This is a genomic window from Phocaeicola sp. HCN-6420 (genome assembly GCF_037890145.1).
GTDB lineage: Bacteria > Bacteroidota > Bacteroidia > Bacteroidales > Bacteroidaceae > Phocaeicola.
Map to the genome: position 1 here is coordinate 113,543 of NZ_JBBKBJ010000010.1, position 24,471 is coordinate 138,013.

14 protein-coding genes and 1 riboswitch are annotated in these 24,471 nt (G+C 37.9%); of the genes, 6 read left to right on the top strand and 8 right to left on the bottom strand.

Annotated elements, in window-relative coordinates; translation table 11 throughout:
• Nucleotides 1–177 precede the first annotated feature (177 nt).
• On the bottom strand, nucleotides 178–1,011 hold the full coding sequence (locus tag WKT12_RS08375) for a hypothetical protein (RefSeq protein ID WP_340319400.1): 834 nt from the start codon (nucleotides 1,009–1,011) through the stop codon (nucleotides 178–180).
• A gap of 103 nt (nucleotides 1,012–1,114) precedes the next feature.
• Between WKT12_RS08375 and WKT12_RS08380 the strand changes: the two genes are divergently transcribed.
• The 4 genes from WKT12_RS08380 to WKT12_RS08395 all read left to right on the top strand — a co-directional run bounded on the left by WKT12_RS08380 (nucleotide 1,115) and on the right by WKT12_RS08395 (nucleotide 9,524).
• Complete coding sequence (locus WKT12_RS08380; RefSeq protein ID WP_021970732.1) at nucleotides 1,115–2,533, top strand: CCA tRNA nucleotidyltransferase; 1,419 nt, start codon at nucleotides 1,115–1,117, stop codon at nucleotides 2,531–2,533.
• A gap of 252 nt (nucleotides 2,534–2,785) precedes the next feature.
• A riboswitch (cobalamin riboswitch) is annotated at nucleotides 2,786–2,980 on the top strand.
• A 30-nt stretch (nucleotides 2,981–3,010) separates the two neighbouring features.
• Nucleotides 3,011–5,398 carry an anaerobic ribonucleoside triphosphate reductase gene (locus tag WKT12_RS08385; RefSeq protein WP_340319401.1) on the top strand — a complete coding sequence of 796 codons (2,388 nt, stop codon included), beginning with the start codon at nucleotides 3,011–3,013 and terminating at the stop codon, nucleotides 5,396–5,398.
• 144 nt (nucleotides 5,399–5,542) lie between these two features.
• Complete coding sequence (gene nrdG, locus WKT12_RS08390) at nucleotides 5,543–6,010, top strand: anaerobic ribonucleoside-triphosphate reductase activating protein (RefSeq protein ID WP_021970734.1); 468 nt, start codon at nucleotides 5,543–5,545, stop codon at nucleotides 6,008–6,010.
• A gap of 1,219 nt (nucleotides 6,011–7,229) precedes the next feature.
• Entirely contained in the window at nucleotides 7,230–9,524 is a 2,295-nt protein-coding gene (locus WKT12_RS08395) for a TonB-dependent receptor (RefSeq protein WP_445323127.1), read from the top strand.
• A 117-nt stretch (nucleotides 9,525–9,641) separates the two neighbouring features.
• Here WKT12_RS08395 and WKT12_RS08400 read toward each other — a convergent pair whose 3' ends face one another.
• The 7 genes from WKT12_RS08400 to ruvA form a co-directional block, all read right to left on the bottom strand.
• The gene (locus WKT12_RS08400; RefSeq protein WP_340319402.1) at nucleotides 9,642–11,132 is read right to left on the bottom strand and encodes a BACON domain-containing protein; all 1,491 of its coding nucleotides are present in this window, start codon (nucleotides 11,130–11,132) and stop codon (nucleotides 9,642–9,644) included.
• Between the two features lie 19 nt (nucleotides 11,133–11,151).
• Nucleotides 11,152–12,558 carry a BT_3987 domain-containing protein gene (locus tag WKT12_RS08405; RefSeq protein WP_340319403.1) on the bottom strand — a complete coding sequence of 469 codons (1,407 nt, stop codon included), beginning with the start codon at nucleotides 12,556–12,558 and terminating at the stop codon, nucleotides 11,152–11,154.
• Nucleotides 12,559–12,578: 20 nt separating this feature from the next.
• Nucleotides 12,579–13,748: a DUF1735 and LamG domain-containing protein gene (locus WKT12_RS08410; protein WP_340319404.1), complete on the bottom strand. Its 1,170-nt coding sequence runs from the start codon at nucleotides 13,746–13,748 to the stop codon at nucleotides 12,579–12,581.
• A gap of 10 nt (nucleotides 13,749–13,758) precedes the next feature.
• Nucleotides 13,759–14,859, bottom strand: coding sequence for a glycoside hydrolase family 18 (locus WKT12_RS08415; RefSeq protein ID WP_340319405.1), 1,101 nt, complete (start codon nucleotides 14,857–14,859; stop codon nucleotides 13,759–13,761).
• A gap of 29 nt (nucleotides 14,860–14,888) precedes the next feature.
• Nucleotides 14,889–16,487, bottom strand: a complete 1,599-nt coding sequence (locus tag WKT12_RS08420; protein WP_340319406.1) for a RagB/SusD family nutrient uptake outer membrane protein — start codon at nucleotides 16,485–16,487, stop codon at nucleotides 14,889–14,891.
• Between the two features lie 12 nt (nucleotides 16,488–16,499).
• Nucleotides 16,500–19,904: a SusC/RagA family TonB-linked outer membrane protein gene (locus WKT12_RS08425; RefSeq protein WP_340319407.1), complete on the bottom strand. Its 3,405-nt coding sequence runs from the start codon at nucleotides 19,902–19,904 to the stop codon at nucleotides 16,500–16,502.
• 394 nt (nucleotides 19,905–20,298) lie between these two features.
• Nucleotides 20,299–20,895 carry a Holliday junction branch migration protein RuvA gene (ruvA, locus tag WKT12_RS08430; RefSeq protein WP_340319408.1) on the bottom strand — a complete coding sequence of 199 codons (597 nt, stop codon included), beginning with the start codon at nucleotides 20,893–20,895 and terminating at the stop codon, nucleotides 20,299–20,301.
• A gap of 170 nt (nucleotides 20,896–21,065) precedes the next feature.
• On the opposite strand from ruvA, the gene WKT12_RS08435 reads away from it, so the two are divergent.
• Both WKT12_RS08435 and WKT12_RS08440 read left to right on the top strand, forming a co-directional pair.
• Nucleotides 21,066–21,965: a diaminopimelate dehydrogenase gene (locus tag WKT12_RS08435; protein ID WP_340319409.1), complete on the top strand. Its 900-nt coding sequence runs from the start codon at nucleotides 21,066–21,068 to the stop codon at nucleotides 21,963–21,965.
• Nucleotides 21,966–22,090: 125 nt separating this feature from the next.
• Nucleotides 22,091–24,471, top strand: a 2,381-nt coding sequence (locus tag WKT12_RS08440) for a ligand-binding sensor domain-containing protein (RefSeq protein ID WP_340319410.1), incomplete at its 3' end; no start/stop codon positions are given.

The window sequence follows — 24,471 nt, forward strand, 5'->3', positions numbered from 1 at the left end:
TGATTAGTAGATGAAATTTAAAACTCTGTTTCTTAGTAGATTAGATAGTCTTTTGCTCAGGAAAAAAATTCCTTTTCATGCTTAGAGAACCGAAGCAAAAAATAGTCATGTTATAACTCCGAACTCGAGTATTGACATGACTATTTTTTATGATTATGAGATACTTTATCAGAAGCTCTATTTCTGTTTGGCTTCTCCCTCTTCCATTTTTCGGGTAACAAACTGAATTTTTAAGTTTGCTTCTTTTTGTTCTTTGCGTATTTCTTCTATGCCGGCAAGGATACGTGCCAGATTGCTGACCTCTGTTATAGCCTTGATATCATTGGCATACATAATTGTCTTATAGTTGCGGTCGCCAATAAATTCCAGCTTGAGGCTTTTCTTGTCCTGATTGGCGGCAATATAAGCTGCAACTCCTCCATCATTGCCTACCTTGTAGTCGGCTTTTTCGATGGTCCGTCCCAGGTCGGTTGTTTCATAGCTGTCGTTGGATGCTGGTGTTTCGGCAAATGTGTCATCGCCTGCGCTGACTTTTACAGCCGTGTGGTGGATATTTCCTCCTGCACAATAAATAGAGGTGAGTGACATTTCCCCCAGTTCGTTAACCTGTGCACGCAGGAAAGAACGTCCGATATTCTTTTCTACAATTTGAGTAGGATAGAAGTAGTTTCCTATTTCCTGATAAGCCGTATCTTTTTCCAGCACGAAATTGCCTTTTATAGAATCGAGTTCTGCCTGTTTGACGACCATCATGCTGTCCAGATAAGTTAGCGTTTTCTGTTGTTCCTGCAAGTCTATTTGCTGCATGAGCTGGATGCCCGCCTTCCGTACGTCTACAGCTTTGGGATAATAGGTGCGTATGCTGTCTATCTGTAACCGTGCAAGGTTATAGTCGCCCGCAGCAAAAGCCAGTTCCGCGCGCTGGAACAGTTTTCCTGCGTTTTTGCTGTCACTGTTACATCCTGACAATAATACAATCAGGGCTGCGGCTGCTAAAGTTATCTTTTTCATATAATTAATCAGTTTATTACGGAACAAAAATACAATTAAATCAGTTATTCCCTGCGAGGCTTTTCATTTTTTTGTAATTTTGCACGCTAATTTTGTAATAAACATGGAATTGAAAGAACACTTTACAGGCAAAATATTCAATCTGATATCCGAAACTGCTGACGAACTGGGACTGGAATGTTACGTGGTAGGAGGTTACGTGCGTGATATATTCCTGAATCGTCCGTCGAAAGACATAGATGTGGTAGTAGTAGGCAGTGGAATTGAGATAGCCGAAGCGTTCGGAAAGAAGTTGGGACGTGGTGCCCATGTTTCTGTCTTTAAGAACTTTGGAACTGCACAGGTGAAGTATCACGATGTGGAAGTTGAATTCGTTGGAGCTCGAAAAGAATCGTATAGCCATGATAGCCGTAAGCCGGTTGTAGAAAACGGAACGTTGGAAGATGATCAAAATCGCCGCGATTTTACCATAAATGCATTGGCAGTATGTTTGAATAAAGCTCGTTTTGGAGAGCTGGTAGACCCGTTCGGCGGTCTGGATGACCTGAAGGAACGTACCATACGAACTCCTCTTGACCCGGATATAACATTCAGTGACGATCCTTTACGCATGATGCGCTGCATTCGCTTTGCTACTCAGTTGAATTTCTTTATAGAGGATGAAACATTTGATGCCCTGAGCCGTAACCGTGAGCGCATCAAGATTATTTCACGGGAGCGCATTGCCGATGAATTGAATAAAATATTGCTTTCACCTGTACCTTCGAAAGGTTTCGTTGACTTAGACCGTTGCGGACTGCTGGAACTGATCTTCCCGGAACTGGTTGCTTTGCAGGGAGTGGAAGTCAGAAATGGAAGAGGGCATAAGGATAATTTCTATCACACTCTGGAAGTGGTAGACAATATTGCAAAGGTTACCGATAATTTGTGGTTGCGCTGGGCTACTTTGTTGCACGACATTGGAAAGCCGCGCACTAAACGCTGGGATCCTCGTGTAGGATGGACATTCCATAATCATAATTTCATCGGAGAAAAGATGATACCTGAAATCTTCCGGAAGATGAAGTTGCCTATGAATGAAAAGATGAAGTACGTTCAAAAGCTGGTCGGTCTTCATATGCGTCCTATTGTGATAGCCGATGAAGAAGTGACCGATTCGGCTGTTCGGCGACTGCTTTTCGAGGCTGGCGATGATATTGACGATTTGATGCTGCTGTGTGAAGCAGATATTACTTCGAAGAATGAAGTGCGCAAACAACGCTTTCTCGACAATTTCAAACTGGTACGTCAGAAACTGAAAGACTTGGAGGAAAAGGATCGTATCCGTAATTTCCAGCCGCCGGTAGATGGTGCTGAGATTATGAAGGTATTCAACTTGCAGCCGTGTCGGGAAATCGGCAGTCTGAAAAGCTCTATAAAGGACGCTATTCTGGATGGGATTATTCCTAATGAACACGATGCTGCTTTTGAGTTTATGCTTAAGAAGGCAAAGCAAATGGGACTGGAGCCCGTCAATCAATAAATCATTATACCGTTTTCGGGTTTCCGATCTGTATTTTTGCAAATAGGAAACCCGAAAACAAGAAAAAGATTATTCCTTGTTTAGAGTAATAAGAAATAAATCTAATTATCCAAATAGAAAAGTTTATATAAATAAGAGTTGTCCGTTTGTACGCTCTATATGTATCTGTAGACTGGTTTTGTGTTTTAAAAGTTGCTCAATTTAGAAAAACATCTGTTAGTTCGTTTTTATTTATTCGATCAGAAAATATATCTTTGTAGAGCTTTTCGTTAGGTAACATAAGCGTTTCAAAAGGGAATGTCGTGTAAATCGGCAACAGTACCCGCTGCTGTGATTCTTAATGAACCGGAGGCAATGCATGTGCAAGCCACTATTGTTTGAATACAATGGGAAGGTGTCTGCCGGGGAGAGATCAGTCAGAAGACCTGCCACGAAAAGCAAATCCAATCTTTTTATTAACTTTTCAAAGCAAACAGTATGAATTTAACTGAAATCTGTATTATCAAGCGTGACGGGAAGCGGGAAAACTTTTCGCCTTCAAAGATTACAAATGCCATCAGTAAAGCTTTTAATGCCACAGGACTGGCTCATCAGGAAGAGCTGATTGATGAAATTACTCAGCGTGTTATTGCTCATTTTGAGAATCCGACGATCGGAGTTGAGGAGATTCAGGACCTTGTAGAAACAGAATTGATGAAAGTGCAGCCTGAGGTTGCCAAGAAATATATCATTTATCGCCAGTGGAGAAATACAGAACGCGATCGCAAAACGCAGATGAAGCACATTATGGATGGCATTGTGGCTATCGACAAGAATGATGTAAATCTGAGCAACGCTAACATGTCGAGTCATACTCCGGCGGGACAGATGATGACTTTTGCTTCGGAGATTACCAAAGATTATACGTATAAATACCTTTTGCCCAAGCAGTATGCTGAAGCACATCAGTTGGGAGATATTCACATTCACGATTTGGATTATTATCCAACCAAGACAACAACTTGTATTCAATATGATCTTGATGACTTGTTTGAACGTGGTTTTCATACAAAGAATGGAAGTATCCGTACTCCGCAATCCATTCAGAGTTACGCAACGCTGGCAACTATTATCTTCCAGACCAACCAGAATGAACAGCATGGAGGACAGGCGATTCCGGCTTTTGATTTTTTCATGGCAAAAGGTGTACTCAAGAGTTTTCAGAAAGCAGTAGCATCGTCTGTTTCCTTTTATCTTGATATGAGAGATATACAGTTGGATGAGGCTGCGATACTGACTGTATCCAAACAGTGTTTTACTTCTATTGTTCCGACAGAGGATGAAAAGAAAAGTTTCCTTTCGGCAGCAGCCGGACAAGGCGTCACACTGACGGCCGGTGAACTGGAACACATTTTACGTAAGTCGTATGCTCAGGTACGCAAGGATACTCATCAGGCTATGGAAGGATTTATCCATAACTTGAACACGATGCATTCGCGTGGAGGAAATCAGGTAGTGTTCAGCTCAATCAATTATGGAACAGATACTTCGGCTGAAGGACGAATGGTGATAGAAGAATTATTGAAAGCGACCATCGAAGGCTTAGGTACACGTGGAGAGGTTCCTGTATTTCCAATTCAGATATTCAAAATAAAAGATGGAGTATCTTATTCTGAAGCAGACTATAAACGTGCGATGGAGGACTTTGAAGCTGCTATGGATGGGAAAGTTGAATTTGAAGCTCCAAACTTTGATTTGTTTCTGAAAGCTTGTCGGACAACGGCCAAGGCTTTGTTTCCGAACTTCATGTTCCTTGATACACCTTTCAATCGTCACGAAAAATGGGATGCAAGCGATCCGAAACGCTACCGTTATGAACTGGCGACGATGGGATGTCGTACACGTGTATTCGAAAATCTGAACGGTGAAAAGACTTCATTGGGACGTGGAAACTTGTCGTTTACTACCATGAATCTGCCGCGTCTTGCCATCGAGGCGCGTATTAAGGCTGAAAGTGTAGCTGAGAATCAGGGGCAGGATGCCATAGAACGTCTGGCGAAAGAAACATTTATCAATTCAGTACACGATATGGCTGTCTTCATAGCCGGGCAGCTCTATGCCCGCTATCAGTATCAGCGTACAGCACTGGCACGGCAGTTTCCGTTCATGATGAGTAACAATGTGTGGAAAGGAGGCGGTGAGCTGAATCCGAACGATGAGGTAGGTGACGTACTGAATCAGGGAACATTGGGTATTGGTTTCATTGGCGGTCACAATGCCATGGTAGCTCTGTACGGACAAGGACACGGACATTGTCGGAAGGCATGGGACACATTGTATGAAGCTGTAGAAGAAATGAATCGTGTAGTAGAAGAATTTAAGCAGAAGTATCATTTGAACTATTCAGTACTGGCTACTCCTGCTGAAGGGCTTTCCGGACGATTTACTCGTATGGATCGTCGTAAATATGGTGTGATACCAGGGGTAACCGACCGCGATTATTATGTGAATTCATTTCATGTCGATGTGAAAGAACCCATCAGTATCGTAGAAAAGATAAAATGTGAAGCTCCTTTCCATGCGTTGACGCGAGGAGGACACATTACTTATGTTGAACTGGACGGAGAGGCTCAGAAAAATGTGAAAGCAATTGCCAAGATTGTAAAGGTAATGCATGACGAAGGTATCGGTTATGGTTCGATTAATCATCCGGTAGATACCTGTCATAACTGCGGCTACAAAGGCGTTATTTACGATAAATGTCCAATCTGCAACAGTGAAAATATTCTACGCATGCGCCGTATTACCGGATATCTGACCGGAGATTTAAACAGTTGGAACTCGGCAAAGCGCGCAGAAGAACGCGATAGAGTAAAACACTGCTAATTCATTCGTTTGTTATTTAATAGAGGCTTTCTCTGCATACAGATTCGGATATTGTGTAGTAGTTCCCCTTGGGGAATAGATATCTGTATGTAGGAAAGCCTTTTTCATTTCGGATCGTGGTTAATATTAAGGCTGAATTTTATTATGTTACATTATTTATATACATATTCCGAAACGATAGTCGATGGGGACGGTATACGTTTCTCCATATATTTGTCAGGATGTACACACCGATGCCGGGGGTGTCATAATCCGGAATCGTGGAACCCACAGGCAGGTCAACCTCTTACCCGGGAGAAAATAGAGGAAATGATAGCGGCAATCAATGCCAATCCTTTGTTGGATGGAATTACTTTTTCGGGAGGAGATCCGTTTTATTCACCCGAAGAGTTTCTTTCTCTTGTCCGTGAATTCCGTGAGCGTACGCAGCAGAACATTTGGTGTTATACGGGATATACTTATGAAGAGTTGCTGGCCGATCCGCAACGCAAGCCGATATTGGCGTATATTGATGTACTGGTTGACGGGCGTTTTGAACAATCTTTATATTCTCCGAAGCTGGAATTTCGGGGAAGCAGCAACCAGCGTATACTTAAATTGACACATAAATAACTCCTTGTAGTGTATGCTTTTCGTTGTCGCACACGAATGAATAAATTGTTCCATGATATAAATCAAGAAAAACGTCTATTATAGAAGAAAAAGCATCCATCTTATTGCCGATTAAATAGAAAGCCATACCTTTGCATCGTGGTTGTGAAACCAAAAGATAATAAAGATACACAAAGGTATTAGACTAGATTTTAAGGTAATTGAAAAAAGGTATTAGATTTAAGGTAAAAAAGCAATTTTAGTAAAGGTATTAGATTTAAGGTATTAAGTTTTAGGTTTTTATTTTAAGGTATTAGGATAAAAAGGTAAATGTTTTCAGGAATTAGTTGAAATAGGATTAGAAAGATTGCTTTAAGGTAGAAAAGAAAAGGAAGGATAACAAACAAAACAACAACTGGATGAGAAAAAGATGCAAGAACCCTTAAATGGGGGTTCTTTAGGAAATCGGCGGTGTTCATACGAACAATCGCTTTTTTTATTTTATAGAGGCCCGTTTCCATTACTTTGACTTTACGGGTGTATCTTGTCAGATTCCATATACTATAATTTTTTCCGGATTCCTGTCTTTATATGGAAAAAGTGCAAAGTATTATGGATGGCTTAAATCGTTATAATATGTTTTAAGGTATTTCATTTTTTTTAAATGATAACTTCACGTATCTTTGTGCCCGATGAAAGTAAAAACGCGTCATATACGCATTTGGGCGTTGGGCCTTTTAACCTTGTTTGCGGTATATTATACGGTTACGACACTGTATGTCCATATACACGAGGTGAACGGGGTTGTTATAGTCCATTCGCATCCTTTTACTGAACATCATTCTCATTCGGGCGGGCAAGCACTCACATTGCATTATTTGTCTACATTTACTTCGTTAGACTGGCATACGGCAGAATCAGTCTGTCCCGATTTTCCTCTACTTTATTTATTAACTTTTAATTTTAATGCATTCCATACCCTGGCATTGTACGGGGAAGGGATTTATTTGCGTGCACCTCCCATTAATCTTTTCATTTGATTTAATAAAAATAGGAAACCGAATTAGTGCCTGTTTTTTGTATTTGGATTGATTTTAAGTGAGTTACTTCGGATGGCCTTTAATGAAGGCTTGCCGGAGGAAGGCTTGAATTATGTCCAAACCAGACTTCTTTATCTCATGTCGCAGGTAAGTCTTGGCGGAACGGGTTAATAAGTAACAAAAGAAAAGATTAATATAAAATGATAAAACATATTTTATTCATAATGGGATTGCTATGTTCTTTGGTGAGCTTAGCAACCGAACCGGTGAAGGAAGGAAATATCATAGCCGGACACGTGATAGAAAAAGGTACGGAAAATAGTTTGCCTTACGCTACAGTATTGATTGTAGAAACGGGAGAAGGAACGGTTACTGACGCTGAAGGCTATTTCCGTTTTAAAAATATTCCTGCCGGAAATTATACGTTGAAAGTGCAGAGTATAGGATACAATACTCAGACCAAGAAAGTTACGGTAAGTAAAGATTTCACGGTCGACATACATTTTGTGATGGAAGAAGAAACAATCATGACAGATGAGGTGGTTGTTTCAGCCAATAGAAATGAAACAAGCCGTAAGGTAGCACCGGTCGTTGTGAATGTAATGAGTAATAAACTGTTTGAGGCTGTCAATTCGAACAATCTGGCGAAGTCATTGAGTTATCAGTCTGGATTACGTGTGGAAAACAATTGTCAGAATTGCGGTTTTCCACAGGTACGCATAAACGGATTGGAAGGTCCTTATTCGCAGATATTGATAAACAGTCGTCCTGTAATGAGTGCTCTCTCGGGCGTTTACGGTCTGGAGCAGATTCCTACCAATATGATTGAACGTGTAGAAGTTGTTCGAGGAGGCGGTTCTGCTTTGTTTGGCGCCAATGCGGTAGGAGGAACGATTAATATCATTACGAAAGATCCTGTGAGCAATTCTTTTCAGGTGGCTTCTACCATGTCAAACCTGAATGGAAAGGTCTGGGAGCAATATATGGGAGCCAATGCTTCGCTTGTTTCATCAGATAATTCGTATGGCATCGCTCTCTATCAGTCGTACCGTAACCGTAATCCGTATGATGCAGATGGTGATGGCTTTTCGGAACTTGGCAAATTGAATATGAATACGTTTGGGTTACGTTCTTATTATCGTCCTACACAGTTCAGCCGTATTAGTCTGGAGTATCATACGACGAATGAGTTCCGCCGTGGGGGTAATAAATTTGATCTTCAGCCTCACGAAACGGATATTACTGAACAAACCAAGCATATTATCAATAGTGGAGGGCTGACTTATGATGTCTTTTTTAATGAATATCGTCATAAATTATCAGTCTATGGCTCTGTGCAGCATATAGACCGTAATAGTTATTATGGAGCCGGGAAAAATCCTAATGCTTATGGAAAGACAAAGGATTTGACTGCTGTAGGTGGAGCTATGTACGTAGGCAATATGGAAGATTGTCTTTTCTCGCCTGCAACATTTACTGGAGGTCTTGAATATAACTATAACTCACTGCATGATGTGATGACAGGCTACAACCGCGACTTACGGCAGAATGTGAGAATAATCAGCGGGTTTGCTCAAAATGAGTGGAAGATGAACTATTTTACGCTTTTGGCGGGTTTCCGTTTGGATAAGCATAACCTGATAGATAATGTTATATTCAGTCCGCGTGTCAATTTGTTGTGGAAGCCATCGGATAAACTCCAGGGACGTTTGACCTGGTCTACCGGTTTCCGTGCTCCGCAGGCTTACGATGAAGACTTGCACGTAGCGGCTGTAGGTGGTGAAGCGATGATTATTCGTCTGGCCGACGGGTTGAAGCCTGAACGTTCGAACAGTTTCAGCGGTTCTGTTGACTGGAGTTTCAACATCGGACATTTTCAGTCGGATTTGTTGGTGGAAGGATTCTACACTTCCTTAAATGATGTCTTTTACCTGACAGGAATAGGGAAGGATGCCGACACCGGTGCGGAAATACAGGAAAGACGAAACGGGTATGGAGCGCGCGTATACGGGGCCAATATCGACTATAAAATAGCTCACGGGCGTGAAGCACAATTGCAACTTGGTTTTACCTTGCAGCAAAGTCGATATACTGAGGCTGTAAACTGGAGTGAAGATTCAGATGTTGCTCCTATTAAACGCATGCCTCGTACACCGGATTATTACGGCTATTTCACTTTTACTTCAGCCCCACTGAAGAATTTTGATTTTTCTTTCTCTGGAATCTATACAGGTCCGATGGTTGTTCCTCACTTTGCCGGTTATATTGAAAAAGACCGATTGGAACATACACCGAATTTTATGGAGCTGAACCTGAAGTTGAATTATACGTTTGTGCTGAATGACCACTTGAAGCTTCAAGTGAATGGTGGTGTACAGAACATGTTTAATGCTTTCCAGAAAGATTTGGATAAAGGTGCTTTACGTGATTCGAAGTATTTTTATGGGCCAACTCAACCCCGAACATATTTTATCGGGATTAAATTCTTCAATTGATCCATTGGTAAACTGTTGTTTTCTGACACGGTAATCAAATAAATAAATCCGGATTTCAGCCAATTATTTGCTGAAATCCGGATTTTGATTATTGATAAAAATATAGATTTTGAATTTTTATTTTACTACAATCTGTAACGAACCTTGATTCGTAAATGTTACATTATCTTTTTGCTCTTGAGTTACATATAACGTTTTTAACTTCTGACGGTCTACATTACATGTTTTTAATTTAGGACAACCTGTGATATCTAAAGTTGCTAATTTGTCATAAAAACTCATCCAAGAAGATAAACTGGCATTGATATCTGTAATGTTATTACCTGATATTGTCAAAGATGTTGCATCTATATAATCTTGGAATCTTAATGAAGATACAGGATTGTCACCTATGATAACCGAAGTCAGTGGATAGATTGATTCAATATTTAATTCTTTTACATGTTTGAGCTTTGATATATCTATTGTTGTTAGGTTATTATATGCTAACCTTAAAACTTCAATTTGAGGAAATTGTTCTATTCCTTCAATTGATTCAATGCCGTAGTTGCTCCAGTAAGTACCATCTAAATCAAGAACTGTTTCTTTTAAGCCTTTTTCCACAACTTCACACTGAATATCGTCTTCTTCTCCTAATATAACCCAACCTTCAGTAGATAAGGCTTCTCTGAAATTCTTATCAGGAATTGTTATCATTATAGGATTTGGATTTTGTTGTTTTATTGTAAGAGTTAGGCATATTTTTGAGTCTTTTAAGAAATAAATATCACTTCTTCTTGACGCCATTGCTTCTGATACATGGAAAGTAAGGGTCTGTTTTTGTAAACCATCAACAGTTTCTCCCTTAGTAGTTTCTTCCAATTGAATCCATTCCGGTAATTCTCCCAGTTGATATTCTATGTTCGTTTTAATATTAAATTGTATGTCACATTCTGATAAATCAGTTTCTTTGTATTCTTCTCCATCCGACAATATTCCGTCTAATTGAGCTTGTTGTATATTAATAGAAACAGATTTATCTTCACCTGTAATTTTTAAAGTAGAACTGCGTGATATATAAGTATCATTTGCATTAGCTTCTAGTACAAGAGTCTCTTTTCCAAAAGCTGATTCAAAACTTGAAACTTTTAGCCATTGATTTCCGTTATCGGAAAATTCATAGGATAAATTAGTTATATTAGTAGATAAAGAAATATTGATTGTATTCTTATCTGAATTTATAGATACATTATCTTCTGATAAAAGCTCTAACTTCATTGTTGGATTAGAAATAACAACAAGTTTCTTTACATTAGAACCGGCAAATATTTTATAAGTATTTTCTAATTCTTTACCTGTTTCATTTGCTTCCACCTTAAAAATTAAGGTTTGACCGCTTTGACCTTTATTGGTAGAAGGAGTAGCCCATTCTACTTTAGGACCTACTAAAGTCCAATCTTCAGAACTTTCTATAGTAACTTCTAAATCACCACCCTGAGGTCCGGCCGATAAGGTATCAGCAGACAAGGTGACAAAATCTTCATTAAGATTTAGATTTTCATTGGAGTCATCATCAGAACAACTGTATAATAGTCCAATAGTTGCTAATATTATGAATATTTTTTTCATATGCAATTAAATTAAATAATTACCTAGAATATTTGGTTGTATCATTTTTCTTGTAGTAAAAAGTTGGATCTTTTACTTCTTGGTCGTAAAGTCCCTTTGATACATTTTGTATACGGTATACTTGACTTGCATATAATGAAGGGTCTAATGCAAACCACATATAGAAACCGTATCCGTCTTCTTTCACACTACGTGCATAATCTTCAGTTGTGCTGCCGTAACCTCGTCTTAATTCGACAGACATTCCTGCACATTGTTTTTTGGTCATCCCTGTCATCGGGCGTGTTGATTGACCATAATCTGCAACAACAATGTCTACAAAATTATTGGGTGTGATTCCGTTAATAGAAGGACAATTCGAACCTAAAGATCCAAGGTAATAAACAGTTACGTATTTATCAGGCATTGCTTTTTTGGTTTCGTATAGTAATTTTGCACCGGCTTGCGATGAGGCATTAGTCAACCAAGGATTATTTAAGTCTGGATAATTAGAATATTCATCATCAAAATTAACTCCATCTAAATTATATGCATTGCAAAGTGCTGCCAGTTCGCGTGCAAACTCTTTACATCCCATATCAGATAGTTGGCACACCCCAGCTTCGTCATGGTTTCCAAGAATTCCAAGTAAAACTTTTATGCCGCGTTTTCTTAATGGCTGTAGATATTGTTCATTATTGTCTAACAAAAATTGAACGTTCGGGTTGTTGTATACATATACTCTGCCCGTTTCTGCATTCCAGTTAATATTTGCTGCAAAAAGCACAACATAGTCAAAGAATAATTTTCCATCTTCGCGAACGAATTCAAGTGCATTTAATGGATTGGTATCATTCACTTCGAAATATAGAAAATTTTTCACAGCATCAGCTCCTTTGTCGCAATCTGCTTCATTATGATAGTTTTTGATTAAATAAACACAATGACTTGTAGAGGATAAGGAGATACCTTCTGTTGCAGTTGTTATCTTTAAGGGTAGAACATAGGTTGTTCCTTCCTCTAAATCTGTACTTGCCGGTTGAATTGTTAAATTAACAGCTAATGACTGTTTTTCATCAGGTGCCATTAGAATATTAGCTTCAGAAGCGCCATCTAAAGAAATCAGATTTTGAGGGAATAACTTAAAATTAGTTCCGTGTTGTGTATTGTATTCATTTAAGTATTCTGCATCATAAGAAATGGCAAAATCAACTCCTTTCATTGGAGCTTTTGTCAGGTTTACACAAACAGAGGTTGTGTATTCTTTTGTTCTAAGTTCTATAATGTTATCGGAAAGTCCACTATTTTTATCTTTTAGTGAAGCTTCAAGTTTTCCTATATTATTATATGAACTTTGATTTACGCTACCGACTACTAAATCATCTTCGCATGAAGTGAAAAGCAACGATCCACATATTAAGGCTAATGAAAATATTATTTTGTTCATAATTTTAAGATAAGGGGTTATTATTTTTCAGGCAAAGAAACTTTAGTCCATGTCAAATCATTTTCAGCAGTAATATTATTACCATTGGCTGTATAATCTTTTACTTGTTTCCCTGCGCCTTCATTAAATTTCCAATAAGCGACTAAGCCTTCTGTTGACGGATCTACGTCATACATACTGGAAGCAATTTGTTCGGGAGTTCTTTGTACACTCCAAACTCGAAGTTCTGAAATTTCTCCATCAAGCCAACGGTCATCATTCCATGCTTTACCAACATAACAATCTCCATTGGTTAAGTTAACTGTACCCGATGCTTTTGAGTCGCGAGCCACTTCTTGTCCATTTGTATACATAATTCTATCACCTGTGGTTGCATCCCATACTGCGGCAACATGTACCCATTGGTCTACAGGTAGTCCTAATTCAGAATTTCCAGCAGGAAAATTGCCATTGGGATTTACCATTTGTACCTGATTTTGTGGAAATCCTGCATCACCAATACGGATGAGGAATTTTCCTTCAATACCGAAAATAGTACTCATTGCTTCTCCTTTTAAGCCATTAGATGTCCCAAAATCTCGAACTCTGATTAAAGCTTCTACTGTGATAGTTTTCATAGAACGTACCAAGTCTGGAGTATTCCAGTTGACTGGTAAATTGTTTTGGGCTATATCAGCTACTACATTAATTAAAGAAGCACCTTTGAAAATGAAATACGTCTTTGTTTTTGATGATAACACATCTATACCTTGTACATCAACCAACTCTATAGGCATTACATAAATGAGGTCGCGATCTAGCTTTTCTAATCCTGTAAAAGTAACTGTTACAGGAGCAGATGTTGTACCTCCAACTTTTATTTTAGCTTCAGGATTCTCAATAATGCACATGTCTGATGGCAAAGGTTGAGCTTCTGCATTATAAATCATATTGTAGGTACTTGTTAAGGCAGGATTTGCTATAAATTTTCCTGTAATAGCTTCTGTTGCTTGTAAGGCTGTTGCAACAGTCAATTCTCGTGTTTCTGTTACATTTTCAGAACCTGATTTAAAAACAAGTTCTTCTACGGGAGTTTCTACATTGATAAACAGTTTATTGTCAAAGTGATGCTCCTCTACGTCATTTGTATTACAGCTGATTAAAACGGCTGCCATACAAAAAGTGATAATATTTAATTTAAAAAGTTTCATAAATTGTCTATTAATTTAAGGGTGACGGATTCATTATAGAAATAGCTTCTTTAATGTTTTTATAATTGCTTTTTACACCAAAATAATAATCATTTTGAGAGCGAGAAATACATAGTCCAGCTTGAACGAAATTATTATTATTACTGATAACAGCTAATGCAGCACCTTTTACTGCGTACATTGGACTCCCATTTTCTTGGGCTTCAAAATAACCTGTTTGGTCTTTGCTATCTGTAAGTGAAGGAATGGTGACTCCATATATTATACGGTCAGTTGGAACACCTTCAACTAATGCCATATTTGTAGTAAACAATATGTCTTCACGATTTACTGCATCAACAACAGGGATGATTATAAAATTTGTTTTTTGTAATAAACTCTTGTCGTAAAGAAGATTTTGAGGTTTCCCTTCAAATATAAAAGTTGCATTAACATTTGTATCCTTCCATGCTTCAATTTTTCCAAAGAATATTTGCTGGCGTGCTTCTAACTGACTCTTTTCAGTTTCAGAAAGCGCTAATGGATCTATACCTGAATAGATTACGTTTATTCCATCATATTTATATTTAGAGAATAATCCTAAATAGTATTCCATTCGTTGTTCGCAAAACTCCAGGAAACGATCGGTTGTCGTTTCTTCTTCTCCAGTATTCTCGTCTTGGACTTTTGTGTCTTCTTCTGGTGTTTCTTCATTTTCAAGCATAGCTTCATACTCTTTTTCTATGACAGAATAATCTATAGAATAAAGGGTATGCGTTCCTTTTAGACGTATTTTTTGCATATCATCAATGGTAACAGCATTAAGATTGTCTGCATTATTTAATATAACAAAATCAATACTATCTGGTAAGGCTGTAATACGCTCTCCTTGACCTGCAGGATCTGTTTCTTTATTGTCAAATTTTACGATGGTTACTTTATGTTCACTCTTTTTATATTCATTTAAGGAGCTGATATAGGCCTCATAAAGTGCTGGATTTTCTTCTTCTAAAGTTGGTGTTTTAATATTTAAACTTTCTGTTTCTGTCCAGTCTGAGCAAGAAAACAAAGCCACTGTAGCAATCACTGCAACTATAGATTTTTTTAACGGATTGTATTCTTTAATTTTCATAGAATTCATAATTAATAAGTTCTCTAAAATTAATTGTTTCCTGGTTTACAAGCCCACCAAACGTCTACGCTCATGTTGTCGATTCCTTTTAAATATTGGTTGACTGCATTTTGTACGTTTTCAGTATTGCTTGTATATTCTTCCAATGGATATGGCATACGACGGGCACCGCGATTGCTATCGACTATACCTCCACTAAGATTACCTTCCGTTGTTGCGGGTATTAATTTAGGATATCCTGTACGGCGATAGTCAGCCCATGCTTCGTTGCCAAGCATCCAGTTAGCAATCCATTTTTGAGTAATGATTCTTTCTTGTTTTTTCTCTAAATCAGCATTTTCATCCCATTTTATGGTTATATCTGATATTGTTGATTCATATGAATTGAGGCCTGCTGGATCTGTATAGTTTTCCGGGACACTCGTTCCGTCTTCTATATACTGTTCATATCCATTAACTCCTAATTGCTCAAAAGAAAGTTTGATTCCTTCATTATAGAAGTCCTTAGCCTCACCTCCCATATTAAATCCGAAGATAGCTTTTCCTTCTGCACGTAAGAAAGCTACTTCTGCTGCATTCATCCACATAACGGGTGCTGAAGCAGAAATATTAACTCTGGAGTATTTTGAAAAGTAGCTGTCGGCTTTTTTCATATTAATACCTCTACGTAGGCCTACAAATTCTTTTCCACTCCATCCTGAAGGTTCGAAATATGAAGCACGACGGGGATCATTATATCCATTCATGTAACAAACAATATCAGCTGCAACATGTGTGTCACCTCCTGTTTGTTCTTCATTATATCTTACCGCTGTATAAAGAGGATTGCTGATTGTACTGAAATAATTCCAGGCAGCATTATCTTCATTTTTGGTAATAACACCGAATTCCTGTGTAATAGCGCTTTCTGCCATTTCTCTGGCTTTGTCTATATCTGCATAAGCAATGCGGATGGCTAAACGAAGTTTTAAGGAATTGGCGAATTTAATCCATTTTTGAACATCTCCACTATAGACGTAGTCAGCTGTTGGAACGAGTTTTGCGTCACTGTTAGCTGTCAATGTTTCAATGGCGCTATTCAATTCCTCAAAGAATTTATTATAAACGTCTGCCTGAGAATCATATGGGGTCGTGATTTTACCGTCTTCACCGATTTGGGAATAAGGTATTGCTCCATAAGTATCTGTGACACGGCTCATTGCTGCTACTTTTATAATTTGGGCAATTGCATATGGTACTGGATTTTCTGTAGACTCTGATACAATTTTAACTGCATTTAGGTTTGTATATAAAGTTGGTATGATACGATCACTCATCATAAATACACGAGTCCAGTCATTCTTTGCATTATAATTAGAGATTGTGTTAGACCATCCTGAATTAGAATCAGCAAAGTATCCTCCCATCGGACCTCCCAATAAGCAATCTGTGAATTGTGCCGTATTTACATCAGATGAAATAACAGTACTGGCAAGATTACTCATTGCTGAACCTAAGGCATAATCATCTGGATTTAAATCTCCCGGTTGATAGGGATTGGAATTTATATCAAAATATTTATCTGTACATGAGGTGGCAGCTAAAAGTAAAGCTCCAACTACAAACTTATTGATTATATATTTTTTCATACCTATTAACTATTAAAATTTAAAGTTCAGGTTAAATCCGATATTACGTAATGCTGGCATCATGAAATAATCGATTCCCTGATAGAAATTGTCTGTAGAGGCAATGCTTTCTGGATCAAATGGAGCTTTGTTATAAATCATCCAAAGATTACGGCCTACTAAAGATACTCTAATGTCACATATGTCGCGCAACCATTTTCTCGGGAATGTGTATCCTACAGATACCTCTTGTAAACGTACATTAGTAGCAGAATAAGTGTAATATTGTGGAACTGATGTACCACCACCAATAACATTATACCAAGTTTCTGGATTTATATGGTCATTATCATTTATTATGACATATCCTTGGTCGCGGGCTGTTGCTGTAGCTTCGGAAACGCCAAAATAATCAAGCATAGCTTGAGTACGAGAAAATACAACGCCACCTAAGCGTGCTGTAACTAAGAAGCCGACGTTGAAATTCTTCCAATTAAAGTTATTTCTCCATGATAGATTACCTTTAGGTAATACACTTCCTAATTTTATGTAGTTATTAGGATTACTGATTGTTTCTGTTGCTATCTGACCATTAGCATCTACATATATTTTCCCATTGGCATCACGTTGCAAATCAATCAGAGAGTATAAATCTCCCATGGTTCCACCTTCTCTCAATAAGAATTTAGCTTCACCTAATCCACCCATATCTAATGTAGAAATAGATATTGGTTCACCTGTTGCTGGATTGATAGCGTTATCAGCTAATTCCAGAATTTTATTTCTATTCATAGAGTAGGTGAGGCCTGTGTCCCATGTGAAGTTGTTCCAAGTATTTTTATATCCTAACGAAAGTTCAAGACCTTGATTTCTGACAGCACCAGTCTGAAGATAAATGGCTGAATATCCATTTACTGGTAGTTCTGGATTAAATGTCTGATTCATTGTCTTGGCATTATAATATGTTATGTCAAGATCAAAATTCTTCAAGAATTTCATTGTCAAACCTATTTCGAAAGAGTTTGTTCTTTCTGGTTTTAGGTTATATGCTGGATATTGGGTGGTGTTACTCCACTGTCCTGATCCTCCTACGGGATTCCACTCATAACGTGGATTAGCCAAATATCTAGCAAATGGGTTACCTACAGATGCCCACGAACCACGGATCTTCATGTATGATAAGTAATCCTTGTTTAAGTTAGGCATAAGCTCTGATAAAACTACAGAAGCACCGATTGACGGATAGAAGAATGATTTGCTTACTGATTTGGGTCCAGCTAATTGTGAGGGCCAATCATTACGTCCTGTTACAGTTAAATAATAGGTACTCTTATAACCGATTTCGGCAGATGCAAAAATTGATTGTGTTTGTTCACGCCATCCTTCATTTAAGCGCTCGGTATTTTTTGCACTTAGGTTTTGGATAACGAACCAGTTTGTTAGTCCGACAGGCTCTCCTGTAAATGAGTCGGAACCGTCTGCAATAGGTCCGCGTACTTTCATCAAATCATAACGTAAGTCTGAGAAAGAGGCTCCTAAGTTAGCTTGCAAGCTCCAATCTTCACCGAATGTTTTATTAATATTGATTAGAAAATCTGCATATAGTTGCTTATCTTCTGATTTTGATTGTCCATACAAGCCACGACTTGACTTTTCTGTCAACTGGGTATTGGTTGTTGCATAAAATTTTTCGGTATAATTGGTTGATGTATTATCTAAGCGGACACGACCAGCTATGTTTAACCAGTCAAAAATTTGATAACTTAAACCAGCGTTTAGCATGTAACGGTCTTTCTTGTTTTCGCGTAAGTTTCGATAGTTTATCCAATAAGGGTTCTGCATCGCAATAGCAGCATCCCCAACAGGCCAATATTGGGTATAAATTTTGCGGGCAGGGTCGTAGCGTTCGTACATTTTGATATCTTCCCAGTCATAGCCTCTCGGTATTAAATATGCTCCAACAAGAGGATTGTTATAGGTACCTTGATTTGTCATGTTTCGGTCGTTCTGAAGAATATAACTTGCACTGACATCAAGTTTCATTTTGTCATTGAGGAATGATGTTGTATTGCGGACTGTAAAGTTGTAACGATTATATTTATTATTAGGAACAATGCCTTTGGAGTTTACAGCAGCAGCAGAGGCATAAGTTTGATTTTTTTCTGTTCCTGTTGAAAAAGAAATACTTTCTGTTCCAGTAATTCCTGTCTGGAAATAATCGTCTTTGGGAGAATAATTGAAGGCATTAGCTTCAGTTAGTTTACCTCCCCAACTTAAGATACCAGAGTCGCTTAATACGCCTCCAATTCCAGTACCATAGTGATTTTGAAATTCGGGCATGACGAATGGTGAAGAAAATTCAGTATTACTGTTTACAGTAATGCTCATTTTCCCTTCCTTTCCTTTTTTGGTTGTGATAACAATAGCACCGTTTGCTGCATCAGAACCATAAAGTGCTGCAGCAGCTGCACCGGTCAGTACAGACATTGATTCGATATCTTCCGGATTGATATCTGCAATGGGTTCAGTTGCTCCTTGTGAGTCAAACTCTGTTCCTCCTTTATTACTTCTGCCAGAAAAGATAGGGACACCGTCAATTACATAAAGAGCATTTGATGATTGCATAATGGATTTAGTACCACGCATTACAACTTTCGATACGCCACCAATACCTGAAGAGGATGCATTAATATTAACACCCGCAACTTTTCCACTTAAAGAATTAACGAAGTTTACATCTTTATTAGTTGTAATGTCTTCAGCGTTTACTTGCTGTACATTATATGACAAGGCTTTTTCAGAACGTTTGATTCCCAATGCTGTTACAACTACTTCTTCCAGTACTTCAGTATCTTCTTTCATAGTAATGTCGATCGTATTTTTACCGGTTACTGACATTTCTACGTTTTTGTATCCCACATAAGAATATTGTAGAATAGCTCCATCGGGTACTGTTAATGAATAATTGCCATCAAAGTCGGTAATAGCTCCGTTGGTTGTACCTTTTTCAATGACCGTTACACCAATCAGAGGTTCTCCTTTCGCATCTACGATTCGTCCACTGACTGTTTTTGTTTGCTGCTGTGCAGCTTTTACTGATGATGAAGAAGCGGAAGTAGAAACTTTTGACAAATATACCACATTTTCGTCAACTCTGTAGCTGATACCTTTTCCGGCTAATGCTGTTTTTAGTACTTCTTCCACAGAAGCATCCTTTACATTGATCGATGAGATTGGAGTATCTGCCAAATCATCATCATAAAAGAATTGATACTGAGATTGTGATTGAATTTGCTTGATTATCGTCCCTAATTGGGCATTCGATAAAGCAATATTCAACTGCGCTGATACAAACTGTGATGGTACAGTAAACAGCGTCGACAGCAATAATGTTCGAAGTATTTTTTTTGAACACTTGCAAGAATTTTTGCTTCTCATACTTGCTTTTTTAAGGTTATACATTAAGTTATTTTTAGTTTGTATTTCGTTTCTGAATTATCTGGAAGCGAATCAATTCAACTATATAACAAGTATACTACTTGGAAATACTTACTCGTGCTTAAATATTTTTTTGATTTTCTTTGTTTTTTTCATTAGGATGGTTAAACGCCAAGTTCTTATCCTTATAAGTTTTTTCCTCATTGTCTATTTTTCTTGATCTTTTTTGAAAATTTGAACAAAAAATCCTGGATTTTGTATTGATAAAAATTCTATCATTCAAAATCCAGGAATATTTATGGTTATTATAATATGTATAAATAGTTGTTCTGTTGTTCTCCGATTGGACGTATTGCTACAATATTATTAAATTAATAAAAAATAAATTTTAGCATTACAATCTTTTTAATGCCAGCTTGATAACCTTTTCTACGGCAGCTTCCGGTTCTTCTTTCAGGATAGCCGAAACTACTTTTTGAGAAGGAGCCTGTGCGAATCCCAGCATAGTCAGGGCTGCTACTGCTTCTTCATAGATTTCGGTATTGGCTGCTGTGGCAACAGAAGATATTGTAGCTGAGGCTCCCATGTCGGTTGTTGCAATTTTATCTTTCAGGTCGACAATGATGCGTTGTGCTGTTTTAAGCCCAATACCTTTTACGGTTTTTAGTAATTTATCGTTTCCACTGCTGATTACATTGCAGAGTTCCGAAGGCGTAAGAGCAGAAAGAATCATTCTTGCGGTATTACCGCCTATTCCCGATACACTGATAAGTAGCAAAAATAATTCCCGTTCCTGTTTGCTTGCAAATCCGTACAATACATAAGCATCTTCTCTAATAGCTTCGTATATATATAGTTTCACTTCCTTTTTTCCCTGAATGGCTGTGTAGGTATTCAGGGAAACATTTATACCATATCCCAGTCCGTTGCATTCTACGACAGCCATTGCTGGTGTGATTTCTGTAAGTTCTCCTTTTATATATTCAATCATGTTTTTCTGATAAATTATAATTTTAGTGCAAAAATAGGCATAAGAAAGTTATAAATCGTAACTTTATGAAGAATTATTTCAAAATCGCTGCCTATTTGTTTCTTTAGAATAATTCTAATTTTGTATTTTTGCGACATTAATAAAAGAAATCATCAAACATCAAAGATAAAATGAAGAAAATTAGAGCAGCCGTAGTTGGTTACGGAAATATTGGAAAATTTACATTGGAAGCACTCGAAGCCGCTTCCGATTTTGAAGTAGCTGGTATCGTTCGTCGTCATGGAGCTGAAAATAAGCCGGCAGAATTGGCAAACTATCCAGTAGTAAAAGATATTAAGGAATTGCAGGATGTAGATGTTGCAATTTTGGCAACTCCGACTCGTAGCGTTGAAAAATATGCAAAGGAAATTTTGGCTTTGGGCATCAATACTGTAGATAGTTTCGATATTCATACACAGATTACCGATTTGCGTCGTTCTTTAGGCGAAACAGCTAAGGCTCACAATGCTGTATCTATTATTTCTGCTGGATGGGATCCGGGAAGCGACTCTGTAGTTCGTGCGTTATTACAGGCTATTGCTCCGAAGGGTATTACTTATACAAACTTTGGTCCGGGACGTAGTATGGGACACTCTGTTGCAGTACGTGCTATTCCGGGAGTAAAAGATGCTTTGTCTATGACTATTCCGGTTGGTACAGGTATTCACCGTCGTATGGTTTATGTAGAGTTGGAAGAAGGTGCTGACTTTAAAACTGTAGAAGCTGCCATCAAAGCTGATGCATATTTCGTAAACGATGAAACTCATGTTATTCAGGTTCCTTGTGTTGACGATTTGAATGACGTGGGTCATGGTGTAAACTTGGTACGTAAAGGTGTATCAGGAAAGACTCATAACCAGTTGTTCGAATTTGATATGAAGATCAATAATCCGGCGCTTACAGCTCAGGTTCTGGTTTGTGTAGCTCGTGCTTCGATGAAACAGCAGCCGGGATGCTATACAATGATTGAAGTTCCAGTTATCGACTTGCTGGAAGGCGACCGTGAAGAACTGATTGCTCATTTGGTATAAAAATATATAGTTTTATACTATATTTATAGTATATAAATACGGAATTCATAAAAGCCTGTCCTTACAAAACAAGTAAGGACAGGCTTTTTGTTTTATAGAAATAAGATTGGATATGTTTGCGTTAAATGGGAAAAATTGTATTTTTGTCAAAAATACTATGTAAAAACATGAAACGCTGTATCTTCTTGTTAATGGAATTTCTATGGGGAATAGTTTCTGCGTTCTCTTCCTCTCTTCATTTTCGTCCATTAAAACCTATATTGCCTTTACCTACAAATGAAGTCCGTAATCTTTTTCAAGATAGTGACGGGTATATTTGGATTGCCACTTATAGTGGTCTGCTCCGTTATGATGGGTATTCTACAATAATGTACCGACCAGATGCTAAAAATAAAGATCATTCAATTGATGGCTTTGTCAATATAGTAAGGGAAGGCAAACAAGGTAATTTGTGGATTGGTACCCATAATGGGTTGTATATGCTCGACAAGCGTAAGGATGAGGTGAAAAAAATATCCTTATCGGGATTGTCTTCGGCAGATAGTTACATTGAAGCGATAACATGTGGAGCTGACGGAGATATATGGGTTGGTACAGGAAGAGGATTGTATAGAAAGAAGACTGGAGAAAATGATTTTTGTCGTTGTGACAATATTGCAGAAGTCCTTAACATTAAATCGCTGATGGAAGACTATACAGGAGATATCTGGATAGGTACATGGAATCAGGGGTTATGGCGTTACGATCGTAAGAATAATGTTTTTCTATCGTATAAAGGAATAAATCCTGGAAACTCCGCTCATATCTTGTTTCAGGATAAAAGTGGAGAAATCTGGATTGGCACATGGCGGTATGGCTTGTTGAACTTAAAAAATCCATATGATATGCAGCATTATTCTTTTGTTCGTTATATGCATAATGCGAAAGAAAAGAATAGTATTGCCGATGATATAATTTATTCCATAGCTCAAGACTCTAATACAGGAAAGTTATGGATTGGTTCTCGTAGTGGCCTGAGTATTATGGAGTCGGCTCAAGGAGAAGGTACTTTTACAAATTATCTGCCAGGTAATAATACGGATGACTTACCTTTTAACGAAGTCAATGCGTTATTGTGTAGCCATGATGGTTTGATGTGGGTAGGGTTACTTGGAGGAGGAGTTTGTACGGTTAATACGAGAAAAAGCCGTTCTGAACTTGATACATTGTCTGAGTTGAGAAAATTTTTCCCGACCAGTTCCGTCAGGAGTATATTTCAAGACGATAGTGGCTGGTTATGGCTTGGTATTATGGGGTTTGGTCTCGTTAAATATAATTATATAACAAAGGAGGTTATTCCCTATCATCATTTTAAGGAGTTTGCTTCATTGCCTCATATATCTACAGTTAACGAAATAATTGACAGGAAAAAAACAGGTGAGTATTGTTTTGCAACTTGGGATGATGGTGTCTGGTTATATGACGGAAATCGGGTAAAGGTGATAAATGATAAGTCTTATCCTTTACTAAAGGATGTATGTATTTATTCTGTACTGGAGGATCGTGAAGGAAATTTATGGTTAGGATCACGTTCCGGACTTTTTATGTTAGACTCCTTTGGCAAGCTTCATTCTTTGGAACAGCTTACAGGAGAAGGTAATAAGGATTTTTCCTGTTCGTCTGTTTTTAAGTTGGTAGAGGATGGAAATGGGGATATATGGGTTGCAACTGCGGTTGCTGGTGTCTGGAGAATTCAACGTAAGAAGAATAAGTATAGTGTGCGGTGCTATAATGTATCCAATCATAATGCTTCTATAATAGGAGCTGTTTCTTTGGCAGTGGATAATCATAACCGGATATGGGCTGGTGGAAATGAAACCGGTGTATGTATGTACGATCGGGATAAAGATATTTTTGTTCCTATGTTGAATGATTATTTTGAAGAATCGGAGATAGTGTCTTGTATATTGAATGACGGACATGGTAGTATTTGGATAACAACCAATCTGGAGGTGTATCGTATCAAGATGTCTGAAAGTTCTGATAAGATGTCTGTTGAGATTTTTACTATAGAAGATGGGTTGCAGGGATATATTTTTAATAGAAATGCTTGTTGTATGGGGAAAAACGGTAAAATCTTTTTGGGAGGTGTACATGGCATTAATATATTGGATATAGATGTGATGACATCTAATACATATTCTTCACCTGTAGTGATAACTGATTTAAAAATATACAATGAATCGGTACGCAATATGGAGCGTTCTAAATATGACGAAATATTGTCTGGGTCTTTGGATTGCACAGATCATATTACATTGCACTATAACCAGAATAATTTCAGTCTGAGTTTTTCTGTTTTAGATTATATTAATTCGGATCTGAATAAGTATGAGTATCAGTTAGAGGGGTATGATGAGCATTGGGTTTCTGCTACAGCTTATCATCGTTTTGCTTTTTATAATAATTTAAGCCCTGGAGAATATGTTTTTCGTGTAAGGGGAGCAAATTCAAATGGTGTTTGGTC

Excerpts from the sequence above, each read along its gene's own strand:
- WKT12_RS08420 (WP_340319406.1), bottom strand. The coding sequence starts at position 16,487 with ATGAAAAAATATATAATCAATAAGTTTGTAGTTGGAGCTTTACTTTTA.
- ruvA (WP_340319408.1), bottom strand. The coding sequence starts at position 20,895 with ATGATTGAATATATAAAAGGAGAACTTACAGAAATCACACCAGCAATG.
- WKT12_RS08435 (WP_340319409.1), top strand. The coding sequence starts at position 21,066 with ATGAAGAAAATTAGAGCAGCCGTAGTTGGTTACGGAAATATTGGAAAA.
- WKT12_RS08395 (WP_445323127.1), top strand. The coding sequence starts at position 7,230 with ATGATAAAACATATTTTATTCATAATGGGATTGCTATGTTCTTTGGTG.
- WKT12_RS08400 (WP_340319402.1), bottom strand. The coding sequence starts at position 11,132 with ATGAAAAAAATATTCATAATATTAGCAACTATTGGACTATTATACAGT.
- WKT12_RS08375 (WP_340319400.1), bottom strand. The coding sequence starts at position 1,011 with ATGAAAAAGATAACTTTAGCAGCCGCAGCCCTGATTGTATTATTGTCA.
- WKT12_RS08385 (WP_340319401.1), top strand. The coding sequence starts at position 3,011 with ATGAATTTAACTGAAATCTGTATTATCAAGCGTGACGGGAAGCGGGAA.
- nrdG (WP_021970734.1), top strand. The coding sequence starts at position 5,543 with ATGTTACATTATTTATATACATATTCCGAAACGATAGTCGATGGGGAC.
- WKT12_RS08405 (WP_340319403.1), bottom strand. The coding sequence starts at position 12,558 with ATGAACAAAATAATATTTTCATTAGCCTTAATATGTGGATCGTTGCTT.
- WKT12_RS08415 (WP_340319405.1), bottom strand. The coding sequence starts at position 14,859 with ATGAAAATTAAAGAATACAATCCGTTAAAAAAATCTATAGTTGCAGTG.
- WKT12_RS08380 (WP_021970732.1), top strand. The coding sequence starts at position 1,115 with ATGGAATTGAAAGAACACTTTACAGGCAAAATATTCAATCTGATATCC.
- WKT12_RS08425 (WP_340319407.1), bottom strand. The coding sequence starts at position 19,904 with ATGAGAAGCAAAAATTCTTGCAAGTGTTCAAAAAAAATACTTCGAACA.
- WKT12_RS08410 (WP_340319404.1), bottom strand. The coding sequence starts at position 13,748 with ATGAAACTTTTTAAATTAAATATTATCACTTTTTGTATGGCAGCCGTT.